This window comes from Flavobacterium sp., from assembly GCF_965277525.1.
Lineage (GTDB): Bacteria > Bacteroidota > Bacteroidia > Flavobacteriales > Flavobacteriaceae > Flavobacterium.
On the sequence record NZ_CBDIDC010000002.1, the window covers coordinates 753,911 to 779,762 of the forward strand.

The 25,852-nt window shown below is 35.9% G+C and carries 16 protein-coding genes; 9 read left to right on the forward strand and 7 right to left on the reverse strand.

Annotated elements, in window-relative coordinates:
* The first annotated feature begins 20 nt into the window (after window positions 1-20).
* The 4 genes from ACQY44_RS05365 to ACQY44_RS05380 all read left to right on the forward strand — a co-directional run bounded on the left by ACQY44_RS05365 (window position 21) and on the right by ACQY44_RS05380 (window position 9,580).
* Window positions 21-1,553 (forward strand): RagB/SusD family nutrient uptake outer membrane protein, encoded by a 1,533-nt coding sequence (locus ACQY44_RS05365; protein ID WP_428229365.1) that lies wholly within the window; start codon window positions 21-23, stop codon window positions 1,551-1,553.
* A 194-nt stretch (window positions 1,554-1,747) separates the two neighbouring features.
* Window positions 1,748-4,687 (forward strand): discoidin domain-containing protein, encoded by a 2,940-nt coding sequence (locus ACQY44_RS05370; protein ID WP_428229366.1) that lies wholly within the window; start codon window positions 1,748-1,750, stop codon window positions 4,685-4,687.
* A 199-nt stretch (window positions 4,688-4,886) separates the two neighbouring features.
* A complete protein-coding gene (locus ACQY44_RS05375) occupies window positions 4,887-7,226 on the forward strand; it encodes a glycoside hydrolase family 95 protein (protein ID WP_428229367.1) in 2,340 nt (779 codons plus the stop codon).
* A gap of 86 nt (window positions 7,227-7,312) precedes the next feature.
* Entirely contained in the window at window positions 7,313-9,580 is a 2,268-nt protein-coding gene (locus tag ACQY44_RS05380; RefSeq protein WP_428229368.1) for a GH92 family glycosyl hydrolase, read from the forward strand.
* 470 nt (window positions 9,581-10,050) lie between these two features.
* Here the strand turns inward: ACQY44_RS05380 and ACQY44_RS05385 are convergent, their stop codons facing one another.
* The 3 genes from ACQY44_RS05385 to ACQY44_RS05395 form a co-directional block, all read right to left on the reverse strand.
* A complete protein-coding gene (locus tag ACQY44_RS05385; protein ID WP_428229369.1) occupies window positions 10,051-13,362 on the reverse strand; it encodes a DUF5107 domain-containing protein in 3,312 nt (1,103 codons plus the stop codon).
* An 18-nt stretch (window positions 13,363-13,380) separates the two neighbouring features.
* Complete coding sequence (locus ACQY44_RS05390) at window positions 13,381-14,790, reverse strand: sugar porter family MFS transporter (protein ID WP_428229370.1); 1,410 nt, start codon at window positions 14,788-14,790, stop codon at window positions 13,381-13,383.
* Between the two features lie 128 nt (window positions 14,791-14,918).
* Entirely contained in the window at window positions 14,919-15,827 is a 909-nt protein-coding gene (locus ACQY44_RS05395; protein ID WP_428229371.1) for an AraC family transcriptional regulator, read from the reverse strand.
* A gap of 359 nt (window positions 15,828-16,186) precedes the next feature.
* Here ACQY44_RS05395 and ACQY44_RS05400 point away from each other — a divergent pair, with 359 nt between their 5' ends.
* Together ACQY44_RS05400 and ACQY44_RS05405 are read left to right on the forward strand one after the other, a co-directional pair.
* A complete protein-coding gene (locus tag ACQY44_RS05400) occupies window positions 16,187-17,209 on the forward strand; it encodes an aldose epimerase family protein (protein WP_428229372.1) in 1,023 nt (340 codons plus the stop codon).
* A 169-nt stretch (window positions 17,210-17,378) separates the two neighbouring features.
* Complete coding sequence (locus ACQY44_RS05405; RefSeq protein WP_428229373.1) at window positions 17,379-19,307, forward strand: glycoside hydrolase family 97 catalytic domain-containing protein; 1,929 nt, start codon at window positions 17,379-17,381, stop codon at window positions 19,305-19,307.
* Between the two features lie 84 nt (window positions 19,308-19,391).
* On the opposite strand, the gene ACQY44_RS05410 is transcribed toward ACQY44_RS05405, so the two are convergent.
* Entirely contained in the window at window positions 19,392-19,826 is a 435-nt protein-coding gene (locus ACQY44_RS05410) for a DUF1810 domain-containing protein (RefSeq protein WP_428229374.1), read from the reverse strand.
* 644 nt (window positions 19,827-20,470) lie between these two features.
* On the opposite strand from ACQY44_RS05410, the gene ACQY44_RS05415 reads away from it, so the two are divergent.
* Window positions 20,471-21,220, forward strand: coding sequence for a 4-hydroxy-tetrahydrodipicolinate reductase (locus ACQY44_RS05415; protein WP_428229375.1), 750 nt, complete (start codon window positions 20,471-20,473; stop codon window positions 21,218-21,220).
* A gap of 85 nt (window positions 21,221-21,305) precedes the next feature.
* Here the strand turns inward: ACQY44_RS05415 and ACQY44_RS05420 are convergent, their stop codons facing one another.
* Window positions 21,306-21,704 (reverse strand): hypothetical protein, encoded by a 399-nt coding sequence (locus ACQY44_RS05420; protein WP_428229376.1) that lies wholly within the window; start codon window positions 21,702-21,704, stop codon window positions 21,306-21,308.
* 109 nt (window positions 21,705-21,813) lie between these two features.
* Window positions 21,814-22,668 carry a helix-turn-helix domain-containing protein gene (locus ACQY44_RS05425; RefSeq protein WP_428229377.1) on the reverse strand — a complete coding sequence of 285 codons (855 nt, stop codon included), beginning with the start codon at window positions 22,666-22,668 and terminating at the stop codon, window positions 21,814-21,816.
* 392 nt (window positions 22,669-23,060) lie between these two features.
* On the opposite strand from ACQY44_RS05425, the gene ACQY44_RS05430 reads away from it, so the two are divergent.
* Entirely contained in the window at window positions 23,061-23,396 is a 336-nt protein-coding gene (locus ACQY44_RS05430; RefSeq protein WP_428229616.1) for a MarR family winged helix-turn-helix transcriptional regulator, read from the forward strand.
* A 2-nt stretch (window positions 23,397-23,398) separates the two neighbouring features.
* Entirely contained in the window at window positions 23,399-24,724 is a 1,326-nt protein-coding gene (locus ACQY44_RS05435; protein WP_428229378.1) for a S41 family peptidase, read from the forward strand.
* Between the two features lie 381 nt (window positions 24,725-25,105).
* Here the strand turns inward: ACQY44_RS05435 and ACQY44_RS05440 are convergent, their stop codons facing one another.
* Entirely contained in the window at window positions 25,106-25,852 is a 747-nt protein-coding gene (locus ACQY44_RS05440; protein ID WP_428229379.1) for a succinate dehydrogenase/fumarate reductase iron-sulfur subunit, read from the reverse strand.

A 25,852-nucleotide genomic window follows, 5' to 3' on the forward strand; every position in this document is an offset into this window, starting at 1 on the left:
TTAATTTAAAAAATTATTTTATGAAAGCAAAAATTATAGCCTTTATGGCTCTCGCAATATTATCAACCTCCTGTTCTTCAGATTTTTTGGAAGAAGAACCTCAAAGTTCACTTACTGCTGCCCAGGCTTATGGAAGTTTAGGTAAAATAGAGCCTGTTCTTTTGGGAGCTATAACGAATTGGAGAAATATGCAAAAAGACCGTGCAGGGCTTTATACTTCTCTTGGTACAGACGAAGCGCAACAAGGCGCTTTGCAGGTAACCGGAGATGCAAACCAGGCAGGACTTGATTTGTACAATGGTTTTCTAAGTCAGGAGAATCAGGCAATTGGGCAATTGTGGAATGACAGATGGCCAGTAATTGAAGTAGCTGCACAATCTATTAGAGCATTAGGTAGCAATACCGAAGATGATAGTGCAAAACGTGATCTTTTAATGGGTGAAGCTAGTTTTTTAAGAGCAACATTAATGTTTGAGCTTACACAATATTGGGGAGAAATACCTATAAATGATAAAGCAAAAACGGTAGAATTTGGTTTAAAACGTCAGCCTCTGGCTTTGGTTTATTCTTATATAGTTGCCGATTTAGAAAGAGCAATTGAAAAACTTCCTGTATCACAGAGCAATCCTGCATTTCCTGCAAAAGGTGTGGCTCAGGCACTTTTGGGAAAAGTATATCTATATGCTCCTGAAGCATCAGGATACCGTGATTATGCTAAAGCAAAGCAATGGTTTGGAGAAGTTATTAATTCCGGGAAGTATAGTTTACTGCCTAATTACGCAGATGTTTTTAGTTCAGATCATGCTAATTCTCCAGAATCCTTATACGAATGGCAGTATAATAATAACTGGCCTGATAACAACCAGATACAATGGCAGACAGGTTCAAGAGTTTTGGCAAATATAAATCAATATGCTTATTTTGGTGGTTATGATTTTATACTTCCTACTCAATATTGTTATAAAGATAAAACGGATGGAGGATTATGGGAAGCAGGTGATGTGCGTAAAGAGGCAAGTATTCGTTATGATTTTACTTATAAAGGAGTTAAACCAACACTTCCTGCTGGTTTTGGGGGTGATGAGTTGGATCCACACATTAAAAAATATGAAGATATTCGTTTAGAAGGAAAACAATCATTTTGGAATTCAGGCAAAAACAAAGCCTATATCAGATACTCGGATGTATTACTTAATTACGCAGAATGTTTAAATGAATTAGGAAATACGCCAGAAGCTGAAGGATATGTGAATCAGGTTCGTACAAGAGCTTTTGGAGGAACATTACCTGAAGCAATGAAGTGGAGCGGACTTTCTCAATCTCAGTTTAGAGTGCAAATTCTTGATGAACGTATGCGTGAATTAGCTTTTGAAGGCTGGAGAAGAATGGACCTTATTCGTACAGGAAAATTGGTAGAATTAGTAAGTACCCGCAACAAATGGGCAAAACAAAACGGTACAATTGCTGCATTTCATAACCGTTATCCTATTCCTTTAGGAGAAATCAAGCTAAACGATGATATAAGCGATGCGGATCAAAATCCGGGTTATTAATATCAAATAAGACAGTTTTAATGTAATTTTTATTTTTTGGTCACGTGATCTTTGGTTAATCACAGTTTTGATTTGCAATGCCATTTTGGATTTAGGTAATAACAGTACTAATAGTTTTCTGTTAGAAAAAAACTTATTCCAAAATGGCATTCTTTTTTTAATGTTTACAATTTGTAAACCAATCAGGTAACAATATGAAGTTTATCAATATTCAGATTTATATATTTTTATTGGTTTTAAATGCTTTTTCCTTAAGTATTTATGCTCAAAACAAAGTGAGTTTAAACTCTTCTGATATCGTTTGGAAAATTAAACCACAAGCAGAAATAGGGCAGGACAGTCTTAAAATATTCACTCCCAATTATTCCGGATCCAATTGGGTAAATGCCGTTGTTCCGGGAACTGTTTTTAATTCGTATGTCGTAAGCGGATTAGAAAAAGATCCCAATTTTGGAGACAACATTTATCAGGTCGATAAAGCAAAATACGATCGTAGTTTTTGGTATCGTACAGCATTTAAAGTTCCTGAAAATTTTACAAAAGATATTATATGGCTCAATTTTGAAGGAATCAATCGTGAAGGTGATATTTACCTTAACGGAAAAAAATTAGCCACTTTAAGCGGAATGATGCAACGTGGAAAATTTGATATCACGAAGTTGGTACATCGCAACGATAAAAATGTATTGGCAATTTTGGTAAGCATACCAAAACTGCCTTTAAACAATTACGGAAGTCCAACCTATATTTCAAGTGCCGGTTGGGATTGGATGCCTTATGTACCGGGATTAAATTCCGGAATTACAGATGATGTTTTTCTGAGCAATACAAACAAAATTACTATTGCAGATCCCTGGATTCATACTAATTTGCCTTCAAACGCACGCGCAGATCTGGAAGTAAAAGTAGAGCTTAAAAATTCATCAGCACAAAATCAGGAAGGAGTTCTTACAGGGGTAATTATGCCGGGAAACATTACTTTTTCTAAAAAAATAAGTCTCGATGCTGACGGAATTACAAGTGTAAAATTGAGCAAAGAACAGTTTCCGGAACTTTCGATTCAGAACCCTAAATTATGGTGGCCCAATGGTTATGGAGATCCTAATTTATATACGTGTCAGTTTACTTTTAAAATAGGCGATGTAGTTTCGGATAGTCAAAAAATAACCTTCGGAATCAAAAAATACACGTATGATACAGAAGGCGGCGTTCTACATGTTTCGATCAACGGAAAAAGAGTATTTCTTAAAGGAGGAAATTGGGGAATGAGCGAATATATGCTTCGCTGCAGAGGAGACGGGTACGATCTTAAAGTGAAACTCCACAAAGAAATGAATTACAACATCATTCGTAACTGGTTAGGTTCTACTACCGATGATGAATTTTATCAGGCTTGCGATAAATACGGTATTATGGTTTGGGATGATTTTTGGCTCAATGCAAATCCAAACTTGCCCTTAGATATTCACGTTTTTAACAGCAATGTGATCGAGAAAATAAAACGCGTTAGAAATCATGCCAGTATAGCGGTTTGGTGCGGAAATAACGAAGGTTTGCCACAGCCTCCGCTTAACGGTTGGATTGCTGAAAACATCAAAACTTTTGACAATAACGATCGCTATTATCAGCCTTGTTCCAACACAGGAAACCTTAGCGGTAGCGGACTTTGGGGCAATAAGGATCCGAGGTTTTATTTTACTAAATATCCTGCAGCTTATGTGGGTACAGGAGATGGACCAAGTTGGGGTTTAAGAACCGAAATTGGTACAGCCGTTTTTCCAAATATCGAAAGTTTCAAAAAATTTATTCCTGAAAAAGACTGGTGGCCAAGAAACGAAATGTGGGACAAACATTTCTTTGGAGAAAAAGCCTTTAATGCCTCGCCGGATAATTACGACAAAAGCATCAATGAACGTTACGGAAAACCAAATAATCTGGAAGAATATAGTACAAAAGCTCAGTTACTAAATATTGAAACCAACAAAGCCATGTACGAAGGCTGGTTAGATCATATGTGGGAAGATGCTTCAGGTATTATGATCTGGATGAGTCAATCTTCTTATCCTAGTATGGTTTGGCAGACATATGATTATTATTATGACTTAACAGGAGCGTATTGGGGCGTAAAATCAGCTTGTGAGCCCATGCACATTCAGTGGAATTCAGTGAATAATTCGGTTAAAGTAATCAATACGACCGGAACCGATTTCAGGAATCTGAAAGCCGAGTCAGAAGTATATAATATGGATGGTAAATCGGTTGCAAAATTCAAACAAAATGCGATTGTAGATTCGTATTCAAATACAGCAACAGAAAGTTTTGTGATTCCGTTTTATTCGAATCAGAAAGATTTGGCTTTTCAGAAAAATGCAGTCGCTTCTTCAACTGATGGAGGAAATACAAGAGACGTTACAGATGGAGATTCAAACAGCCGTTGGGCAAGCAATTCAACTGATAACGAATGGGTTTATGTTGATCTTGAAAATGAATATACAGTTAACAGAGTAGTCTTGAACTGGGAGAATGCTTTTGGAAAAGAATATAAAATTCAGCTAAGCACAGACGCCAAAAACTGGACAGATGCAAGTGTTATAAAAGAAGGAAAACAAGGTCTTGAAACCATTTCGTTTGATGAAACAAAAGCACGTTATGTTCGAATGTTAGGCATAAAACGTGGTTCAGGCTGGGGATATTCGCTTTATGATTTTAAAGTTTTTGGTGCCGATGCCAATACCTCAGATTTGAGTCCGGTACATTTTATCCGATTAAAATTAAAAGATGCCCAGAACAAGTTAGTAAGTGAGAACTTTTATTGGAGAGGAATCAACATGAAAGATTTTACAGAACTGAATAAATTACCAAAAGCAAACGTAAATGTTTCCAGCAAAGTGGTAAAACAAAACGGAAAATATGGTATAAAATCAAAAGTTTCAAGCCCGTCAGGAATCGCTTTTGGAGTTCACATTCAGGTAGTAAATGATAAAACCGGAGCTCAGATTTTACCGGCAATTGTGAGCGATAGTTATTTTACTTTGCTAAAAGGAGAAAGCAAAGAAGTGACTATAGAATTGGATGAATCACTTTTGAAAAATGGTGAAAAACCGGTCATAAAAGCCGTTCCGTACAATAAATAATAAGTTTTTATCCTAACAGGTTTCCAAAACCTGTTAGGTATATTTTTAAAACTTAAAAGATTCTCAACGCAAACCTGACAGGTTTAATACACATCGGAAAACGATTAAATACATTTTCTCACAGACTAAAAAAATCATTTCTAATCCCTTTATCCCGATGACTATCGGGAGTGGCATAAAAACAATAAAAACGACAATTATGAATTTCAGAAAATTAAAAGCGCTGGTTCTTATACTATTGCCTCTTTTAGGCTATTCGCAAAGCAATCCATTAGAGTTATGGTATACCAAACCCGCATCTCAATGGGAAGAAACATTACCATTAGGAAATGGGAGATTAGGAATTATGCCCGACGGAGGAATTAACACCGAGAAATTAGTTTTAAACGAAATTACCTTGTGGAGCGGGTCTCCCCAAGACGCTAACAATTACAAAGCCTATTCTTTTTTGCCACAAATAAGAAAATTGTTATTAGCCAATAAAAACAAAGAAGCCCAAAAACTAATCGACGAGCATTTTATCTGTACAGGAGCTGGTTCAGGAAGCGGAAATGGAGCTGATGTGCCATTTGGAGCCTATCAGGTTTTGGGAGATATGACACTGAAATTTGATTACAAAACGCAATCAAAACCGGTAAATTACTCCAGAAATCTTGATCTACAAACCGCAGTTGCAGCAACTCAGTTTACGATTGATGGTGTAACGTACAAACGTGAATATTTTGCAGGCTTTGGCGATGATGCTTCTTTTATCAGACTGACAACAAGCAAAAAAGGAAAGCTGAATTTTACCGTTCAGTTAGATCGTCCGGAGCGTTTTAAAACCGTAAATGGTACCGATAATTCTCTTGTAATGACAGGACAGTTAAACAACGGAACTGACGGAAAAGGAATGAAATATAAAGCTAAAGTAAAAGCACATCTAATTGATGGAAATGCATCCTATACCAATAACGCAATTGAAATAAAAAACGCAACCGAAGTAGTATTGTTCATCTCTGCCGGAACAGATTATAAAGATAAAAACTTCGAATCAGCTGTAGATAAAATTCTGGATGCAGCAATGCAGAAAAAGTATGCCGATCAGAAGAAAAAACATATCGAAAATTATCAAAAGCTGTTCAATCGTGTGGTGCTGAACATCGGAAAAACTACAAAAAACACATTGCCTACAAATGAGCGTTTAGATGCTTTTATAAATAAACCGGATTCAGATACGGGACTTCCGGTTTTGTTTTACCAATACGGTCGTTATTTGAGTATTAGCAGCACCAGAGTGGGATTACTTCCTCCAAATTTACAAGGATTATGGGCAAATAATGTCCAAACGCCATGGAACGCAGATTATCATCTTGATGTAAATGTTCAGATGAACCACTGGGCATTAGAAAGCGCTAATTTATCAGAATTGAATCTTCCGTTAAAAGATTTAACCAAAGCAATAGTACCAAATGGTGAAAAGACAGCCAAAGCATATTACAATGCCGATGGTTGGGTAGCACACGTAATTACCAATGTTTGGGGCTTTACAGAACCGGGAGAAAGTGCTTCATGGGGAATCACAAAATCAGGTTCAGGCTGGTTGTGTAATAATTTATGGAGCCATTATTTGTATACTAATGATCAGGCTTATTTAGCTGAAATTTATCCTGTTTTAAAAGGAGCAGCACAGTTTTACAAAAGTATGTTGGTAAAAGATCCTGAAACGGGTTGGTTGGTAACATCACCATCTGTATCGCCGGAGAATTCATTTTTGTTACCAAACGGAGATGCATCTCACGTTTGTATGGGGCCTACAATCGACAATCAGATTATTCGCGAATTATTCAATAACGTTATCATAGCAGCTAAAAAACTAGGATTAGATAATGATTTGAGTGCTGAACTTGAAAAACAATTGAAATTATTGCCGCCTCCAGGAGTTGTTAGCCCTGACGGAAGAATCATGGAATGGTTGAAAGATTATAAAGAAGAAGATCCTCAACACCGCCATATTTCTCATTTGTATGGTTTATACCCAGGATCTTTGATTACTCCTGAAAATAAACCAGAGCTTGTAGACGCCATCAAGAAAACACTTGAAGTAAGAGGAGATGATGGAACAAGCTGGTCAATAGCATACAAAATGTTATTTTGGGCGCGTTTAAAAGATGGAAACAGAGCGTATAAATTATTAAAGACAATACTTAGACAAACACACGATACCAATATTAATTATGGCCCGGGCGGTGGTATATATCCAAATTTACTTTCTGCAGGACCGCCATTTCAAATTGATGGAAACTTTGGTGCAGCTGCCGGAATTGGTGAAATGTTAATTCAAAGTCATGCCGGATTTATAGAATTATTGCCTGCAATGCCGAATGCCTGGCTAAATGAAGGGGAAGTAAAAGGACTTAAAGCCGAAGGAAACTTTACCATAAACATCAAATGGGAAAAAGGTAAAGTAACGAAGTATGAAGTTTTATCTCCTGTACCAACAAAGGTAAAAGTGAAGGTAAACGGAGAAATGAAAGAGATTACATCATCTAAATTGTAATCTATAAAGTTTATTTTAGACCTGACAGGTTTTTAAAACCTGTCAGGTCTAATATTTTGTAATCATGTTTCGCAAAATCTTAAACAATGAATTTTACTAAAATAATACTCTTTGGAACACTATTATGTTCAATAGTTCTGGGAGCACAAACCACAGAAAAAAGAACCTCTCACGTAAACCCGTTTATTGGTACAGGCGCAGCACACGGTTCGCCGCTTTCGGGGAATAATTATCCCGGAGCGACAGTTCCGTTTGGGATGGTACAACTTAGCCCTGATACAAGAAATACGCCAGATTGGAGCGTTGCCAGTGGTTATAATTTCAACGACAACACCATTGCAGGTTTTAGTCACACACATTTAAGCGGAACTGGAGTAGCAGAATTGTTCGATGTTATGTTAATGCCTTTTAGTGGTGCAATAGTAAAAGAAGAGGCAGGACAAAATGCCTATCAATCTAAATTTTCTCATGAAAAAGAAACGGCTAAACCGGGTTATTACAGCGTAGAACTTTTAGATTATCAGATAAAAGCAGAACTTTCGGCAACTACACATGCTGGTTTTCATAAATACAGTTTTCCTAAAAATAAAGAAGCGCATATTGTGATCGATTTAGATCATTCGATGAAAAAATCCGACTGGAATACGCGTATTATTGCATCGCAACTCTCATTTCCCAATGATTATACAATCGAAGGATATCGCGTGATTACAGGTTGGGCGCCTATGCGTAAAGTATTTTTTCATGCTGAATTTTCGCAGCCTATAGTTCGAAATCATGTAACAGAGGGAGGCAATGTTTATGATAATGTCAAAATAGTAAATGGAAACGCAATTCGTGCGATACTAGATTTTGATACTTCAAAACAACAGGAAGTGTTAGTAAAAGTGGGTATCTCGGCAACCAGTATCGAAAACGCACGTTTGAATGTACAATCTGAAATTCCTGCCTGGGATTTTAACGGAACCGTAAATGCAGCCGATGCAGTTTGGGAAAAAGAACTCAGCAAAATAAAAATTGAAGGTACAGCAGAGCAAAAGCAAATCTTTTATACCGCTTTATATCATACTTTTATTCAGCCGAATACTTTGTCAGATGTGAGTGGCGATTATCCATCAGCTGATTTTACGACCAGAAATTCATCCAAACCGTATTATTCAACATTCTCTTTATGGGATACGTATCGCGGTGCGCATCCTTTGTACACCATTTTACAGCCGAAACGTTCTGTTGATTTTGTCAATAGTATGCTGGCGTATTACAAAGTCTTTGGTTATTTACCCATCTGGCAATTGTGGGGACAGGAAAATTATTGTATGATTGGCAATCATGCGATTCCGGTTGTGGTTGATGCTGTGCTGAAAAACTTGCCCGGTATCGATTTAGATTTGGCGTTCGAGGCCGTAAAGAATTCCGCAACGCGCGAGCATCCGGGATCTCCGTTTGGGATTTGGGAAAAATACGGATATATTCCGGAGAATTTAAAATCACAGTCGGTTTCGCTGACTTTAGAAATGGCTTACGATGATTGGTGTGTGGCAGAACTGGCGAAGAAATTAGGCAAATTAGATGATTACAATCATTTTATGAAACGCTCACAATTCTACAAAAACCTATACGATAAACAGATTGGTTTTTTCAGAGCAAAAGACGATAAAGGCAATTGGATTGGTCCATTCGATCCGTTAAAATATGGTGCAAATGGCGGATATCCGTTTACGGAAGGAAATGGCTGGCAGTACTTCTGGTACGTTCCCCAAGATGTAAAAGGATTGGTAAATTTAGTTGGAGGAGATTATTTATTTACCAAAAAACTAGACACTTTTTTTACCTTAGAAGACAAACCCGAAGAAGTAAACGACAACGCCTCAGGTTTCATCGGACAATATGCACACGGAAACGAACCAAGTCATCATATTGCATATTTATACAATTACGCAGGTCAACCCTGGAAAACCCAACAATATTTATCAGAGATTTTAAAGAAAATGTACAATACAACCTCGTCAGGTTATTCCGGCAATGATGATTGTGGGGAGCTTTCGGCTTGGTATGTTTTTAGTGCAATGGGTTTTTATCCCGTTAATCCTGCAAGTAGTACCTATGTTATTGGATCTCCAATTCTTAAAGAAGCAACGATTCAATTAAAAGACGGAAAGACTTTTAAGGTTATAGCAAAGAACGTTTCTGATAAAAATATTTATATCCAAAGCGCCAAATTGAATGGGAAAGCTTATACCAAAACATTTATCCATCAAACCGATATTGATAATGGAGGAACTTTAGAATTCGTTATGGGATCAAAACCGAATAAGAAATGGGGGAGTAAATTAGAAGATAGGCAGAGTAATTAGATCGTAAAATGAAGACCTAACAGGTTTTTAAAACCTGTTAGGTCTACCTAATTACCCTAGTTTGTCATTTCGATTTCTATGATAAAACCAATTTTTTTACTCATTTCAACGGATTAAAATCCGTTGCTACAAAATGAATCGTTCCTCCGGAACTTTTGTAAAGAGCCTTCGGCTCGATTTATATTGTAGGGATGGATTTTAATCCATCTTTCGCAATCATGACCACAATCTTGTCATTTCGAGGAACGGGAAATCTTCGCAAGTAACTCGACAAAGAAATTCGATAAAAACATACCAATCTTTATCGATCTGGCAACGGAGATTTCTCGTTCCTCGAAATGACAAGATTACGGAAATTACGTTGCTAAAAAACAATAAAAAAGGTTTGATGAAATTAATCATCAAACCTTTTTTCCAAAGACCCGACAGATTTTTAAAACCTGTCGGGTCTAACTATTTAAAATACTAACTTAAATAAAAACTGATTCCTCATTCTTCAATAAGGACAAATGTATCGTCACTCCTGAATGACTTTTCTCTTCAGATAAAACACTTTCAAAAACTTGCTCAGCTTCCGCTTTTCTATCCAACCCTAAAAGACCTAATCCCTGCATGTAGAGACAGTGAATTTTGTTGCGTTTGTCTAAGTCGTCTTCCCAAATCATAAGATCCGGGAGAGATACCGCAAAATAATCTATCGTAACATGATCGTTTAAATGCTGTTTTGCATAAGCGACCAGTTTTTCGAAACGTTTATTGGCTTCAGCAATATCATTTAATTTTAAGAAAGCCAGACCCTGATAGAAAATTTTATCCGGTTGCTGATCGTTGTAGAAAATCGCAGCCGTAGGTTCTTCTAATCCCTGAGTTGCTTTTTGCCACCAATTATTAGCTTGTTCTACATTGTTTTTCTTCTCAAAAGCCACACCCAACCAATAATGAATATCATTTTCCTGTGCGCCTGGTAATTTTCCTTCACCCAAATTATCAGGATAGGTTTGGGCTTGTTCCAAAAGTTCAATCGCTTTATCGTAATTTCCTTCTGACATTTGCTGTTTGGCAATTTCAGTTAAAGAAACCAAATATTGTCCGCTTACTTTTCCTTCGCCGCCTTCCCACGGATGGAAAATTCGGTTTTGTAATAAGGTCAGCGCTTTATTGTGTTTCCCTAAAAGATTGTACAAAGCCACTCTTTCTAAATAAACATCATCACGCTGAATCACCAATTCCAAATGTTTTTCTAAGAAAGCCAGTCTGAAAATCAAATCTCTGTTCAAACGTTTGTACAATTGATCGAGTTCCATCAGGATTCTGGAATCTTCTAAATCCAATGAAAATGCTCTTTCTAAACTAACCAACGCTTTTTGTTCATTTTCTAATTTATTGTAATACGCCAAAGCCAGATTACGATGCACAGTTGGGAAAGTATCATCTATAATTACTGATTGCTCCCAACAAGAAATGGCATCATTATAAAATTTTGAAGCGTACCAAAAGTTTCCTAGATAATACAAAGCCTTCGCATCATTTGTCTGTTTCTGAATTACATTTTGAAGTACCAATGCTGCTTCAATCTGATTTGGGAAACAATAATCCGGTTTTGCCTGAGATGCCATTTTGAAGCATTTTTCGGCCTGACCAAAATCATTCAACTTTTCATAGAAAGAACCTGCATAATACCACGCCATTGGGTAGGTTTCTTTGTCTTTCAAACCTTCATTCAATAAATCAATAGCTTCTTCGTATAAACCTGCAGCAGCATAATCTAAGGCATATTCTATGTAGGTATGAATGTTGTTTCTAATAAGAGAATTGAAATACTCAAGATCTTTTTTATTGTTACTTAAGAGGTGCTTTTCGTAAAGTAATCCAAAATTGAAACAATCATTTTCCAGATAAAGATTGGTATGTAGCGATGCTTTTTTCTGTAGTCCTAATTTTCTAAGGAACGCTACTTGCAAATGCAACGCTTTATGGTCTTCGGTATTTTTAGAAATCGCTTTTTTGACATGTGTTAATGCCAATTCATAATCGCCATTTAAGGCATCCAATTGTGCTACATAAAAATAACCCTGATTTTGCCACGCAACATTCCACGTTGATTTGTAGAAAGCATCATAAGCTTCTTTGTTTTTATTTTGATATTTAAGACACAATCCAAGATTGAAATAAGCTTCTCCTTCATACGGATTTGGATTGCGTTGTGTCAAAGTTTTTATAGCGGCTCTAAAATAAGGTTCGGCTTCTTCAAATTTCGCTCTGCGCATCAACCATAATCCCATCGCATTATTCGAACGAATATCGCCGGCATCACGCTTAATGGCTTCTTCGTAGTACGGAATCGGGCTATAAGTCGCGTGTCGGTATTGTTCTAAATGCTGCGCTGTCAGAAATAATTGCTCGTTGTGCTCAATATCTTCAGGAGCAAGAGCCGGTTTTGCAGCTTCCGGAATTTCGGCTTCATTAGGTCCTTCGTACGTCCAGTCTACTAAAACTTTATTATCAGCATCAGTTACCGAGATTGATAATCCTTCTAAAGAGGTAGTATCAAAATCAATAGTTTCTTCGAATGAATTGTACGGAGAAGCATCGTATTGCTTTTGGAATAAAACAGTATCATTATTCTTTAAAGTAACCTTCGTATTCGGATAAACACCCGTTGTGTAGGCTTTAATTACTAACTTATTGTCGATGTTTTCCAGATTAACCATCGCATTTTTGGTTGCATTTTTTACGATTCCTAAATCACGATAGGGCATAAAATACTGCGTAAAATCCTTTTGTTCCCCCGGCATAATCCACGTAAAATCGGGCTGATTATCGGTATAAACACCACACATCAATTCGATATACGGGCCATCTTCATCCGTTAGGTTACGATCCCAGGCGCGACCAAAATCGCCGTGCCCCCAAGTCCATTGTTTTTTTCCCGGAGAAACATGATGATTGGCAACGTGTAATAATCCGCCTTTAGAATCATTTTCATATCCGCCCACAAAATTATATTGGGATGCAATTGCCATATAAGATGTTGGAACCGGAATATTTTTATAACGTGAAATATCAGTTCCCGGCGAATAATCGACTTTATAATACGTTCCTTTTGCAATCGGGAAAGACGAAACATCACGTTTTCCGTGATCAAAAACCGCATTGACATCCGGAGGAAAAACCGATTGGTAATCGTCATTTACCTTTACCGCAGGATTGGCCCACCATAAAAAGGTTTGTGGGAAAGAAGTTCTGTTGTACAATTGCGCTTTGATTTCCAGATAGGCTTTATCGGGATATAACCGGAAACCCGCCATACCTTTGGTTCTAAACATACGCTCGACTTCGCTGCACCAAACGGTTGCGCTTCCGTCTTCATGTTCTTCGATAGTAAAATCAACCGGATCAAAAGTCGTTGGTCGGTGGTGCTGCGGCCAGTTAAACTCGATTCCGCCAGAAATCCACGGGCCAGTAAGTCCTACTAATGCCGGTTTTACAACCTGATTGTAATATACAAAATGACGTTCTTTGGTTTTATCATACGCCATATGAACGCGTCCGCCAAGTTCAGGCAAAATCATTATTTTAACAAACTCATTTTCAAGATAAACGGCCTGATATTCTTTGTCGATTTTTTCGTCTGCGATTTTTTCAATAACCGGATAAGGATATACAGATCCGTTACTTCCCTGATACACTCTTTTCTCAATAAATACAGGATTTTTTTCAGGTTTGCCCACCTCATAGGTGGGTAGGATTATTTTTTCCTTCCAAACATTTACTTTTTGCATGATGTAATGAAATTTAAATTATTGAATATTCTTTGATCTTTTATCAGCAACCATCAGTTCCTCAATCTCTTCAAGACTTTTGTTTTTAGTTTCAGGAAGTTTTCTAAATACAAACACAAATCCTAAAGCGCAGATAATACCGTACAGCCAGAAAGTTCCGGATGTACCCAGATATTCGTTAAAAACAGGAAAGGTTTGCACTAAAAGTGCAGAGGCGATCCAGAGCGCAAATGTGGCTACAGACATCGCAACACCTCTGATTCGGTTAGGGAAAATTTCAGATAAAATCACCCAGGTAATAGGAGCGAGGGACATGGCATAAATGGCTATTGCTAATAATACCAGTAATAACAGTGGGAATCCGGTAACATTGGTATAATAAAAATAACCCAATAAAGCATAGATGACAGCAAGTGCGCCCGAACCAAAAAGCATTAGTTTTTTACGACCAATTTTATCTACAGTTCCCATCGCAACCAATGTGAAAATCAGGTTGATGCTTCCTGTAATCACAATATTCATGAATAAATCATTGATGCTATAACCCGCCGAAACAAAGATTTCCTGAGCATAATTAAAGATGATATTAATACCGCACCATTGCTGGAATGCAGCTAACACAATTCCAATAGTTAATATCGGTAAAGCCTTTTTATCCAATAACATTCTGAAATCGGTTTTCTCGGTTTCGTGTGAGAAAGTTTCTTTTATTTTTACCGAAGCTTCTTTGGCGTAAGCCAAACCTCCAATTTTAGTAAGCGTATTTTCTGCCGAATCGTAATTTCCTTTTTTAGCCAGATATCTCGGGCTTTCAGGAATTAAAAACATGAGAATAAAGAATAAAACTGCCGGGAAGAATCTTGCCCAGAACATCCATCTCCAGCCTGTTTGTCCGTTCCATGAAGCCAGAATTTCAGCATGTGTATATCCTGCCGGAATAACTTCGGTAATCAGCATATTGGTAATTTGCGCGGCAAGAATACCAATAACCACAGTAAGTTGGTTAATGGATACAAAAAGTCCCCGGGTTTCCTGTGGAGCGATTTCGGCGATATATAAGGGTGAAATAGTCGACGCAATCCCAATTCCGATTCCGCCAATAATTCGCCAAATGATAAATATGGTAAAGGCTTCGGACGCTCCTGTACCAATCGCTGATACGGAGAATAATACTGCGGCAACAATTAACATAGGGCGTCTTCCATAAGTATCTGCCAATTTTCCTGCAACGGCTGCTCCCGCAACACAGCCCACAAGGGCACTACTCATAGCCCAGCCTTGTAAAGCGGGAGAGTCTGAAATACCAAAATAAATTTCGTAAAATGGTTTTGCACCACCTATTACAACCCAGTCGTAACCAAAGAGTAGGCCACCCAATGCTGCAACGAGGCTAATTGATAGTAAAAAGGTATAATTATAATTTTTCATAAAAAGGTTTTAATAGCTTTTGTAAAATTAGCGGAATAGGAACCTTTGATTTATGGATATTTTTTTTGAATAGATGGACTATAATATGATTTGTGAATGCCATTTGCTAAAATACGAAAACAGTTGCGCTACTGCTTATATTCCGTACGATATTGGATAGGTGAAGTACTCATTATTTTTTTGAATAAACGAGAGAAATACAACGGATCATTGAAACCCAAAGCAAAGCTTATTTCCTTTATACTCATGGTAGTGAAGCTGAGGTACTGACAGGCTTTCTGCATTTTCAAATAGTTGAAATAATGAATGGGAGAGTAACCAGTCTGCTTCTTAAACAGGGTAAAAAAGTGCGATGAAGAGTAATTAAAATAGGCCGCTACATCATTGATTTTTAAAGCTAAATCCAAATGTTTTTTCATATAGTCAATCGCTGACTCAATAGTATTATCCTCTGAAAATATCCTGTTTTTTTTGATGAAGAATCGTTCGTATAAAAAAGCATTCAATAATTGCCATAACGAGAGATTGGCATATTCAAGATTGCTTGCACTATAACCGTCTTCCATAACATCCAGTATATTTTCAAAAAGCTCGATACGTCTTTCTTCCAGTGATAATTGTGGTGCTGTGTCCGGAAATTCGGTGATGAATTTTTCATAGAAATGTAGCGCCTGTGGTCCGGTAAAATGAATCCAGTAAATACTCCACGGGTTTTGTTTTAAAGCATAATAATCATGCGCCACTTCCGGAGGTATGATATAAAAGGTATTGGCTTTGAGCGTTATCGTTTTATTTTCTTTACTAATAATGCCTTCGCCTTTGTAACAATAAATCAGGATGTATTGCTTACTTCCGTGTTTTCGCTTCATCGAATGGTGGCTTGCATTGGGGAAAACACCAATATCAGTAAAGTATAAACTGGCAATAAGCCCATTCTTCTTAATATTCGAAAGTATGTTTTTAGGAATCACGATCATGCGCTGTCCTAAAAAACCTTCCTTAACTTTTATTTTTTCCTTTTGCGATGAATTCTTCATTTTGATGAGGCTATTTTTCAAATATCGTAATTTAATCCATGCTTTTAGAAAAAATGTCCATTTTGGAGAAAATAATCAAAGCTACTTTTGAAATACTATTATAACGGGTTCAGGTAATCTTTTTTAACACATAGAAACATAGATTTTTTTCTTAAATAGAATAAGGCGTTTCACTTATTTAAAATACACACAGCTTGCTATGTGAAAAAACGTGTTTCTTTTTGTATCCTTTTTAGTGCATAAAATCTATGTTTCTATGTGTTTAATGACTATATGATCCGTAGGAAGTAAACAGAGATAGATTGTTTTTAAAAAGGTTGTTATAATGATAGTGCTTTCAATAATTTTTTTAAAACAATATGAATTCTATAAGTGAGATTACATACGAATCTTTTGGCTTTTTTAAAGGAAAGGAAATTTTTAAATTCCGAATTGCGAATATTCACGGAAACTATGTTGAGTTGCTTAATTATGGAGCCATAGTAAAGTCCATAGTAGTGCCGGACAAAAGTGGAAATCATGAAAATGTAGTTTTAGGATTTCCGACTCTAAAAGGATATTTAAATGATAGCTGTTATATAGGCGCAACCATTGGACGTTTCGCCAATCGAATTAATAATGCCGAGTTTTCTATTGGAAATAAAACCTATCATCTGGATAAAAATGATGGTAAAAACAATAACCATAGTGGTTCCGCAGGATTCAACAGTAAAGTATTTGATTTTCTTGTCATAGACGATGCTGTAATTTTTACGCTTGAAAGCAAAGATGGGGAAGGAGGTTTCCCAGGGAATTTAAAAACAAAAGTTATTTACAACTGGACAAATCAAAATGAATTAAAAATCAGGTATTTAGCTATTTCTAACGAACCAACGCCATTAAATTTTACCAATCATTCGTATTTCAATTTATCAGGCTGCTGGGAGAACATACAAAATCACAATCTTAGCATTCGTGCAAACTCTATATTAGTAAGTACTCCGGACTATATTCCCACAGGGGAAATTGTTGATGCAGATAAATATTCGTTTTCTAATGATAAACTAGGTGACGTTATGCAAAATAAGGGCCTGAATATTTTTTACATTTTTGATAAAGACAAAGTGCATTCCGATTTTGTTTGCGAATTATCCGAGGAAAAATCAGGAAGAAGAATGCGCGTTCAGACTTCCTATCCGGGCGTGCAATTGTATACGGGAGATTATTTGAATAGTAAAATAATTGGAGAACATTCGAAACTTTACGAACCTTTTGACGGATTGTGTTTAGAATGCCAATACTATCCGGATAGCCCAAATCATGCTCACTTCTCGAATACAATATTCGGATCCGGGCAATTTTATAATGAAACGATTACTTATGTTTTTGATGTTGAAAATTAAAAAAATATGCCACGGATTAAAGATATTTTTAGCCACGAATTAGCACGAATTAATTTGTGAAAATTTGTGCAATTAGTGGCAAAAAAATCATTTTAATCTCTATAATCTGTGGCATAAAAATTATTAACGGACTGATAAAATTTAAAAACGAATCTCTAAAACTATATAAATGAAAAAAATGTTTATTCATCGCTCTTTAAGTTTGCTGATACCTGCAATGTTTCTCGTACAGTTCAGTGGTAAAGCACAAAATGAAGGACTCTCCCTAAAGTCAAAAGACAATCTAAATAAAATAGAATTGTCTTTAGCCGAAGGAGGAAAGTTGTCTTATACGGTTACCCACAAGGATAAAGCGATAATTTTAGATTCTCCCCTTGGTTTAAGTTTAGAAAATAATGATTTTACATCAGGTTTATCCGTTGCAAATATTTCGCCTGTCGAAGAAAAACGCGAAAAATACGAGCTTAAAGTGGCCAATAATAAAGTCGCAGACCATGTTTTTAAAAGTAAAAGCATCACATTCAAAAACAAACAAGGCGCTTTAATAACCATAGATTTAATCGCTGGAGAAGAAGGCGTTGCTTTTCGATATAAGTTTACGGATAAAGACCAGCAGAAGCGAGTTGTTACAAATGAAATTACAGGATTTCATATCGAGCAAAATGCAAAAGGCTGGCTTCAGCCGTATAATAAGGCTGGAGATTATACTCCCGGTTATGAGGATTTTTATGTAGATGTAAAGTCTGGTGATCCAATAAGCGGTGCACGAAATGAATCTGTGGGCTGGTGTATGCCGGCACTGTTTAATGTCAATACTACTAAAAACTGGGTTTTAATCGCAGAATCAGGAGCAGACGGAACATTTCCTGGCTGTCATTTGCAACCGGACTCTAAAGGAGGAATTTACAGCATAGCATTTGCTAAAAAAGACGAAAAATTTACGTTGCCTTTACCGGATAAAGAGGCTTATCCAGAATCAACTTTCCCCTGGACAATGCCTTGGAGAGTGATTATGATTGGCAATAAAGCAGGAGATATATTATTGTCGACTATGATTACTGATTTGGCTCCGGCCTCTAAAATAGAAAATACGTCATGGATTGTACCGGGAAAAGCGGCGTGGTCATGGTGGTCGCATCCTGAGGATTTTACTCCGGAAATGTATAATAAATTCACGGATGTTTCGGCTTCATTCGGGTTTAGATATACGCTTTTTGATGCCGGATGGGAAAAAGCGAACAAAGAAGGAAAAATTATCGATTATGCCTTAGCAAAAGGAGTTCAGCCGTTAGTTTGGGGATATTCGGCTGAGTATTTTGATGCGGATAAAAGAAAGAAAAGGTTTAAAGAATTGGCTGATATGGGCGTAAAAGGGGTTAAAATAGATTTTTGGTGCTCAGATCGTCAAGAAGTTATGGGAACGTTACAATCAGTTTTTGAAGATGCTGCGAAACAACATTTGCTAGTAAACCTACACGGAACAACAGTACCAAGAGGCTGGCACAGAACGTGGCCCAATTTTGTAACCGCAGAAGCTATTTTAGGAACTGAAAGTTATTTTTATGAACCAAGATTTCCTGAAAAGGCAGCAGAACAAAACACCGTATTACCCTTTACAAGAAATGTAGCGGGACCAGCAGATTATACACCCTTTGCGCTGACTTTTAGAAAATATACACGTTTGAACACAGCAACGCACGAGCTGGCTATGGCGATGATCTACACTTCTGGTGTTATTCATTTTGCCGATTCAGAAGAGGTTTTTAATTCACTTCCTGAGGCACTTAAAAATTTATTGAAAGAGATGCCAGCGACCTGGGATAAAACAGAATGCATAATTGCAGATCCAGGCAAATCAATCGTACTTTCCCGTAAAAAAGATAACCTTTCTTACATCGTAGGGATAAACGGTACTAATGCAGCATTGCCGGTTTCGATAGATCTAAAAAAATACGGAAAAGGCTTTTCAAAATTCAGGATTATCTCAGAAGGCAAAGACCCGTTAATGGAATTTAATGTTCAGACTTATGCTGTAACTTCAAGCTGGAAGTATAATCTAGCACCTAAAGGTGGATTTATTATTCAGTTTATAAAGTAAAGTTTTTAAACCATATAAGTGATATAAGTTCCATAATTAAGCTTAAATTATTTATATCACTTATGTGGTTAATTTTTTCAAGTTTTAAAAATTGCTGTACAATAGTTGCAGCGTATGAAAGTCAGAAGAGCCATCAAAATATTTATCCAGTACTTCTTCAAATATAGGTTCTGAATTCTGCACACTGGCGAATAAAGTCATGCAGGATTGCAGCTTTTCATTATCAGGGTTTCCAAAAATCTCTTCTGCTGTTTTTTCATCCGTTTTGATTAATTCGGCAGTGATTTCTATGAGATGTTTTCCCAGAATTGGATGTTCTAAAAAAGCGATGGCTTCATCAGCATTTTTAATTTCGTAAAATTTAGAAGTATCACAAGACCCAAGTCCTTTTATCTGAGGAAAAATAAACCACATCCACGGAGATTCCTTTTTTCCTTTCTTAATTTCAGAAAGTGCTGCGAGGTATAATTTATTTTGAGCGTCTAAAAACCGAACCAATTCTTTAGTATTGTAAGCCATTATTTACTGATTTTATTTGGAGCAATCAGGTCGTAAAACTACTGAAAATAAATAGAGTTAAGTATTCTGAAAGTTTTTTTTAGATCTATTTTTTTCTATATATTAAGCCGGAAATGATCTGTAGTATTTATCGGAATTTTTACTTGATTTAAGGAAAAAATTTCTTCAGGAATAAAAATAATCGCGCAATCCCGATAGCTATCGGAAGCAGAGTCGCAAAGTTTTTATTTGATTCTTTTTAAGTTTTTAACTTGGCGCCTTTGTGTATTTGCGCGAAATTGTCGGCGTATGTAAAAGGAGCTTTACAATAATTTCAGCAATCCCGATACAAAGTTTTTTTATTTTGATCTAGAATTTTAAATCATTTGAATCCTTTAATATGTGGCAAAATAGAACCTTGCAATCTTTGCGAAAAAACCGTTGCGACCTTTGCAGTTAGAAAAATTCACAATATTATTCCTGTTAACAGGCCTCTTTTTTGTTATAAAACACAATAATGTTTAGTGTCCCCTTTATAATATTTCTATTTTTACTAATAAAGTATCATTATCGACTTAGATAATATTGAATTTTTAAGTTGACATTAGTTTCAAAAAGTATCAATTTGTGTTAACGGGCGTTCTGCTCAATAAAAAAAATAAAATATGAAAATAGGTTTAATCGGATTTGGAAAAACTGGAAAATCAGTAGCATCAATACTACTGGAAAACAAGAAATTTTGCCTGGAATGGGTTTTAAGACAAAGTACTGTTTTAGAACACAGATCAGTTCCCGAATTTTTTGGCATTCAGTCAGACGAACCCGGATTGATCTACTCCAGCTCTAAAACTACAATGGGAGAATTGTTAGATAAACATCCCGTTGATGTTATTATTGATTTTTCATCTAATGAAGGGATTTATACTTATGGAGAATTGGCTGCGGATAGAAAGATCAAAATTATCTCGGCAATCTCACATTACAAAGACAAAGAATTACAATTATTAAAGAAACTGGCTCATAAAACGACTGTATTTTGGTCTCCTAATATTACTTTAGGTGTAAATTATTTACTGTTCGCAGCTAAATTTTTAAAGAAAATCGCTCCATGGGTTGATATTGAAGTCAACGAAGAACATTTTAAAAAGAAAGAAGGAACATCCGGAACGGCTGTAAAAATAGCAGAAGCTTTAAATATTGACAAAGAAAATATCAATTCGGTAAGGGCCGGAGGAATTGTAGGGAAACATGAAGTAATCTTTGGTTTTCCGTACCAAACCGTGCGGCTTATTCACGAATCGATTTCAAGGGAAGCTTTTGGAAACGGAGTTGTTTTTGTGGCAGAAAATTTAGAACACAAACAAAAAGGATTATATAATTTCGAAGATATTCTGACGCCTTATTTTACAGTGTGATTTTTGAATTGATCTGAAATAAAAGATAATAATTATAAATCGGAATAGATTAGTGCTATTCCGATTTAATTTAATTATTTCTGTTTTACTCCGTCATCGAACCAATATTATGGTCTTCAGGGGCACCTTGCTCAAGTCGGGTTAATTCATCGCAACTTATAATTTTCCCTTCAGCAATTCTGAATTCTGCCAAAACGTGAATTTTTATCATACTGCCATCGTTTTTTGTAACGATGACATCATGATTGGTAAAAACAAGTTCACCTTCTGCAGCAATATTCCTGAAATTCACAATGATTTTACTGACAATGCCTTTTTGTGCTTTCATATGCTGAATAAAACCTGAAAAATCAAGTTGTACACCATCCACATTTTGCTGATAATTCGAGTGAAAAAAATGAGCGATAATTTTTTCATCGACAATAGTACTGCCCACTACCTGAGTGAAAGCATCTTTAATGAATTGTTTGTTTTTGATATTCATTTTCTTTACGATTTTAATTGATGACAAAGAAAGGAATAGACAGAAGGGGCAACAATATCATAAATAAGGTTTTGATTGTACAATTTGTAGTTCCAACCAATTAATGCCTTTATTTTCTACTATTTTCGCGAAAGGAAAGAGGAGTAGAACCTGTCGATTTTAAAAACAATCTTGAAAAATAGGCAGGATCTTCATAACCCAGATTAAAAGCAATTTCCTTAATTGTAAAAGATGTAAAGAACAATAGTCGTTTTGCTTCAAGGATTATTTCCTGCTGAATCCAGTAACTAAGCGGCATTCCTGTATTTTTTTTAACTACCTGATTAAGATACGCAGCGGATATATTAAGCTTGCCAGCATAATCTTTTGGACTTTTTATAGTTTTGAATTCCCTTTGCAATAACTTTTTGAATTGATGAGTTAGGGTTTCAGAATGATCATCGCTTTCGTTTTTAGCAAGTTCCTGATGGAATATCGCAGCAAATAAACTCGCCAATACATTTGAGATAGATTTTATACTATTAGAATCGTATTTCTCAGATTGCGGATTTTCGATCATTAATTCCAGAAGCTGAATAGTGCTTTTTATTTTCTTAGCCCAGATTGCATCAAATTCACAAGGAATATTTGCGATATGAAACTGGTCAAAAGTATTGCGAACGTACTTGGGGACCAAATCAGTATCTAAAGCTATAATATATCCTTTAGATTCAAAACGAGAAATTTCATAATGTACTTGCCCGGGAAAAATACAGCATGAAACACGGTTCTGAAGTTTAATTTCTTTGAAATCAATCATTAAAGAGCTCGTTCCGCTTTCCTGAAAAATAAAAATATAATTTTCGTCCCTATGTGCTTGTTCCACTCGCGAACTTGCGATGTTGCCGGACATATTTCTGATAAAGATTCCCCATTTAGAAAATGGCTCTAGATTGTATACAGGAATATCTTTTTTTGAATTCATAAATAAAAGATCTGAAAGTATGGTAAAGATAGGTAAGTTGGCAGTAATGAGAATAACTTAGGAAATAATCTCGTAAAGGTGCAGTCACTAAAGCTGTCGGGAGCAAAGTTTTTTCTCTTTTACAATTTTTTTATCTAACATATTCAAACCCGACAGGTTTAAAAAACCTGTCGGTCTTATTGTATGCGTTACTGTGATGTTATTAATAATTAACTCAAAAATGATTGATATATCAAATAAATAATTATATTTGACATATCAAATAAATTGAAAATTAAGAAATTTAATATGAGTAAGAAAACCCCAACAGGAACGGTGCTGTATACAATAGAACAGACGATAAAAGAATACAGGAAGATTGCCAAAAAAATATTCAGAAGATCGTAAGTGACATTACGGTTGATCAATGTTTGATATTAATTATTCTAAATGATAATACGAAAATTTCTCAAATTGAAATAGCAAAATTAATATTTAAGGATAATGCTTCAGTTACAAGAATAATTGAATTGATGGTTAAAAAAGATTATTTAACCAGAGAAACAGATGAGTCAGACAAAAGAAAAACCAAACTGGATATCACTGAAAAGGGTAAAAAAACAATTGCTCTTCTAACGCCAGTTATTAAGCTTAATCGTAATACTGCCCTTGATGGATTATCACTTGATGAAATCGAGTTACTAGACAAAATCCTCCATAAAATAATTTCAAATTGTAAAACTTCATAAATATGAAACATCTTTTAACTTTAGTATTTATATCATTTTCTATCGTTGCGTTTTCGCAAAAAGACATCAAACAAGAATTTAATCTTACCGAAATAAGCCAAAAACAAATTATTGATTCGCTGACCAAAGAACTCGAAGAATTCTATATACGACCAAATGCTATTGGAGAGATAAAAAAGAAACTGAATGAGAATTATAAAAAAGGACTTTATAAAAACATCATAAAACCCAATGAATTTGCTTCTAAACTAAGTGCAGATCTTATAGAGGTTAGCAAAGATTTGCATTTTGGAGTAAGATATGATCCGGAATGGACGGAAAACCAACGAAAAAAAGAAAATAAAGAGGTACAGAAAAAAATTAAAGCAGAGGAATTAGCTGACGCAAAAAAGAAAAATTTCGGTTTTCAACAAGCAAGAATTTTAGAAGGAAATATAGGCTATTTAAAGTTTGATTATTTTGAAGATCCTGCAATAGGAAGTGAAACCGCTGCATCCACAATGCAATTTTTAAGCAATACGGATGCTTTAATTATCGATTTACGCCAAAATAATGGCGGGGCTATGGAAATGGGACAATTCCTAAGCAGTTATTTTTATTCAGGTAAAGAATTACCTCTGTATAAATATTACTATTATGAAAAAAACAGAAAAAAAACCGAGAGGGAAATGTGGTTATTGCCTTCTGTCCCGGGGAAACGTATGGAGGATGTTGATATTTATATTTTAACAAGCAACACTACTTTTTCTGCTGCTGAATGGATGAGCTACTCGCTGCAAAACTTAAAACGGGTTACTATTGTAGGCGAGAAAACAGCTGGTGGTGCACATCCTATAGATCGAAAGATATTACCAAACGGTTTTTCTGTAAATATCCCTTTTGGAGAAGTGAAAGACCCAATTACCAATACGGATTTTGAAGGAAAAGGCGTTATGCCGGATGTTTTGTGCAAAAGCGAAGAAGCGATAAACACATCGCACCTACTTGCTTTGCAGAAGTTATCCTTAAAAAATAAAGATTCAGTAAACAATCTGGCCTGGTTTATTCCCATTGTTAAAAACAGACAAAAAACGGCAAGTATTGCGGATGAAATCTTAAAATCTTATCAAGGAAAGTATGGGAAAGTTGAACTCAAATTTGAAAACAATAATTTGTATTACAAATGGAATAATATGGCAACTTTGTTACTGATTCCTTTAGAACAGGATTTATTTCTGCTGGATGGAATAGATGATTTCCGTATTAAAATTGTTTCCAAAAATAATTCGGTAACAGGATTTAAAAGAATTTATCAGGACGGACAGGAGAAGTTTTATAAAAAAGAGTAAAATTTTAGAATTTAATTTCGGCAAAGGTGCAAAGTTTTTTCTTATTTACTTTTAAGCCCCGGAGGAGCGATATATTTATAGCAATTATAGAGGTTCCACTATTAAAGCTCCAGGAGAGCGATATACATATCACCCCGATGGGGTTCGGATCTTCTTTATCAAATTAAATGCTATAAATATGATGTCCCGCCGGGACTTGTTTTAATGCACAGAGTCTGTTTAATTTGTCATTTCAACGAAGGAGAAATCTTCGTAAGAAACTCTACAAAGAAACTCGATAATCTTTATCAGTTTTAATTTCGCAAAGGCGCAAAGTTTTTTCTTTTTAAGATTTAAACTTTGTATTTCAGCGGGTTTGTGAGAGTCGTTTCTATTACAATATCACTTTCTAAAAATCAAAGCTTTAGTATATTCAGCATTCATTTTGGCAATCGAAAGAATAGAAATTCCTTGCGGACATTCGATTTCGCAGGCTCCTGTATTCGAGCAATTTCCAAAACCTTCAGTATCCATTTGTTCAACCATTGTTAAAACCCTTTTTGATGCTTCGACCTTTCCTTGCGGAAGCAAAGCGAGATGTGTTATTTTGGCACCAACAAATAAAGCAGCACTTGCATTTTTACAAGTGGCTACGCAGGCACCACAACCAATACAAGCCGCTGCATCAAAAGAAGCTTCGGCAGTTTCGTACGATATCGGTATACTATTCGCTTCGGGGGCCTGACCCGTTGAAGCACTAATAAAACCGCCCGCTTCAATAATGGAATCAAAAGCAGAACGATCAATTTTTAAATCTCTTAGAACCGGAAATGCTTTGGCCCTAAAAGGCTCGATATAAATCGTATCTCCATCTTTAAAACTTCTCATATGGAGTTGGCAGGTTGTGGTGTTTTTTAAAGGTCCATGAGCTCTTCCATTAATTACAACACCGCATTGTCCGCAGATTCCTTCGCGGCAATCATGATCAAATTCAATGACACGTTCTTTTTTCTGAATTAGGGATTCGTTTAAAAGATCGAGCATTTCCAGAAAAGACATATGCTCAGAAACCTCGTCAATTTCATAATTTACCATTTCTCCTTTAGAAGAAGTATTGAGTTGTCGCCATATTTTAAGATATAGTTTCAT

What these genes read in the sequence shown, in the direction of transcription:
- ACQY44_RS05365 (WP_428229365.1), top strand. Translation starts at nt 21, where the DNA reads ATGAAAGCAAAAATTATAGCCTTTATGGCTCTCGCAATATTATCAACC.
- ACQY44_RS05370 (WP_428229366.1), top strand. Translation starts at nt 1,748, where the DNA reads ATGAAGTTTATCAATATTCAGATTTATATATTTTTATTGGTTTTAAAT.
- ACQY44_RS05375 (WP_428229367.1), top strand. Translation starts at nt 4,887, where the DNA reads ATGAATTTCAGAAAATTAAAAGCGCTGGTTCTTATACTATTGCCTCTT.
- ACQY44_RS05380 (WP_428229368.1), top strand. Translation starts at nt 7,313, where the DNA reads ATGAATTTTACTAAAATAATACTCTTTGGAACACTATTATGTTCAATA.
- ACQY44_RS05385 (WP_428229369.1), bottom strand. Translation starts at nt 13,362, where the DNA reads ATGCAAAAAGTAAATGTTTGGAAGGAAAAAATAATCCTACCCACCTAT.
- ACQY44_RS05390 (WP_428229370.1), bottom strand. Translation starts at nt 14,790, where the DNA reads ATGAAAAATTATAATTATACCTTTTTACTATCAATTAGCCTCGTTGCA.
- ACQY44_RS05395 (WP_428229371.1), bottom strand. Translation starts at nt 15,827, where the DNA reads ATGAAGAATTCATCGCAAAAGGAAAAAATAAAAGTTAAGGAAGGTTTT.
- ACQY44_RS05400 (WP_428229372.1), top strand. Translation starts at nt 16,187, where the DNA reads ATGAATTCTATAAGTGAGATTACATACGAATCTTTTGGCTTTTTTAAA.
- ACQY44_RS05405 (WP_428229373.1), top strand. Translation starts at nt 17,379, where the DNA reads ATGAAAAAAATGTTTATTCATCGCTCTTTAAGTTTGCTGATACCTGCA.
- ACQY44_RS05410 (WP_428229374.1), bottom strand. Translation starts at nt 19,826, where the DNA reads ATGGCTTACAATACTAAAGAATTGGTTCGGTTTTTAGACGCTCAAAAT.
- ACQY44_RS05415 (WP_428229375.1), top strand. Translation starts at nt 20,471, where the DNA reads ATGAAAATAGGTTTAATCGGATTTGGAAAAACTGGAAAATCAGTAGCA.
- ACQY44_RS05420 (WP_428229376.1), bottom strand. Translation starts at nt 21,704, where the DNA reads ATGAATATCAAAAACAAACAATTCATTAAAGATGCTTTCACTCAGGTA.
- ACQY44_RS05425 (WP_428229377.1), bottom strand. Translation starts at nt 22,668, where the DNA reads ATGAATTCAAAAAAAGATATTCCTGTATACAATCTAGAGCCATTTTCT.
- ACQY44_RS05435 (WP_428229378.1), top strand. Translation starts at nt 23,399, where the DNA reads ATGAAACATCTTTTAACTTTAGTATTTATATCATTTTCTATCGTTGCG.
- ACQY44_RS05440 (WP_428229379.1), bottom strand. Translation starts at nt 25,852, where the DNA reads ATGAAACTATATCTTAAAATATGGCGACAACTCAATACTTCTTCTAAA.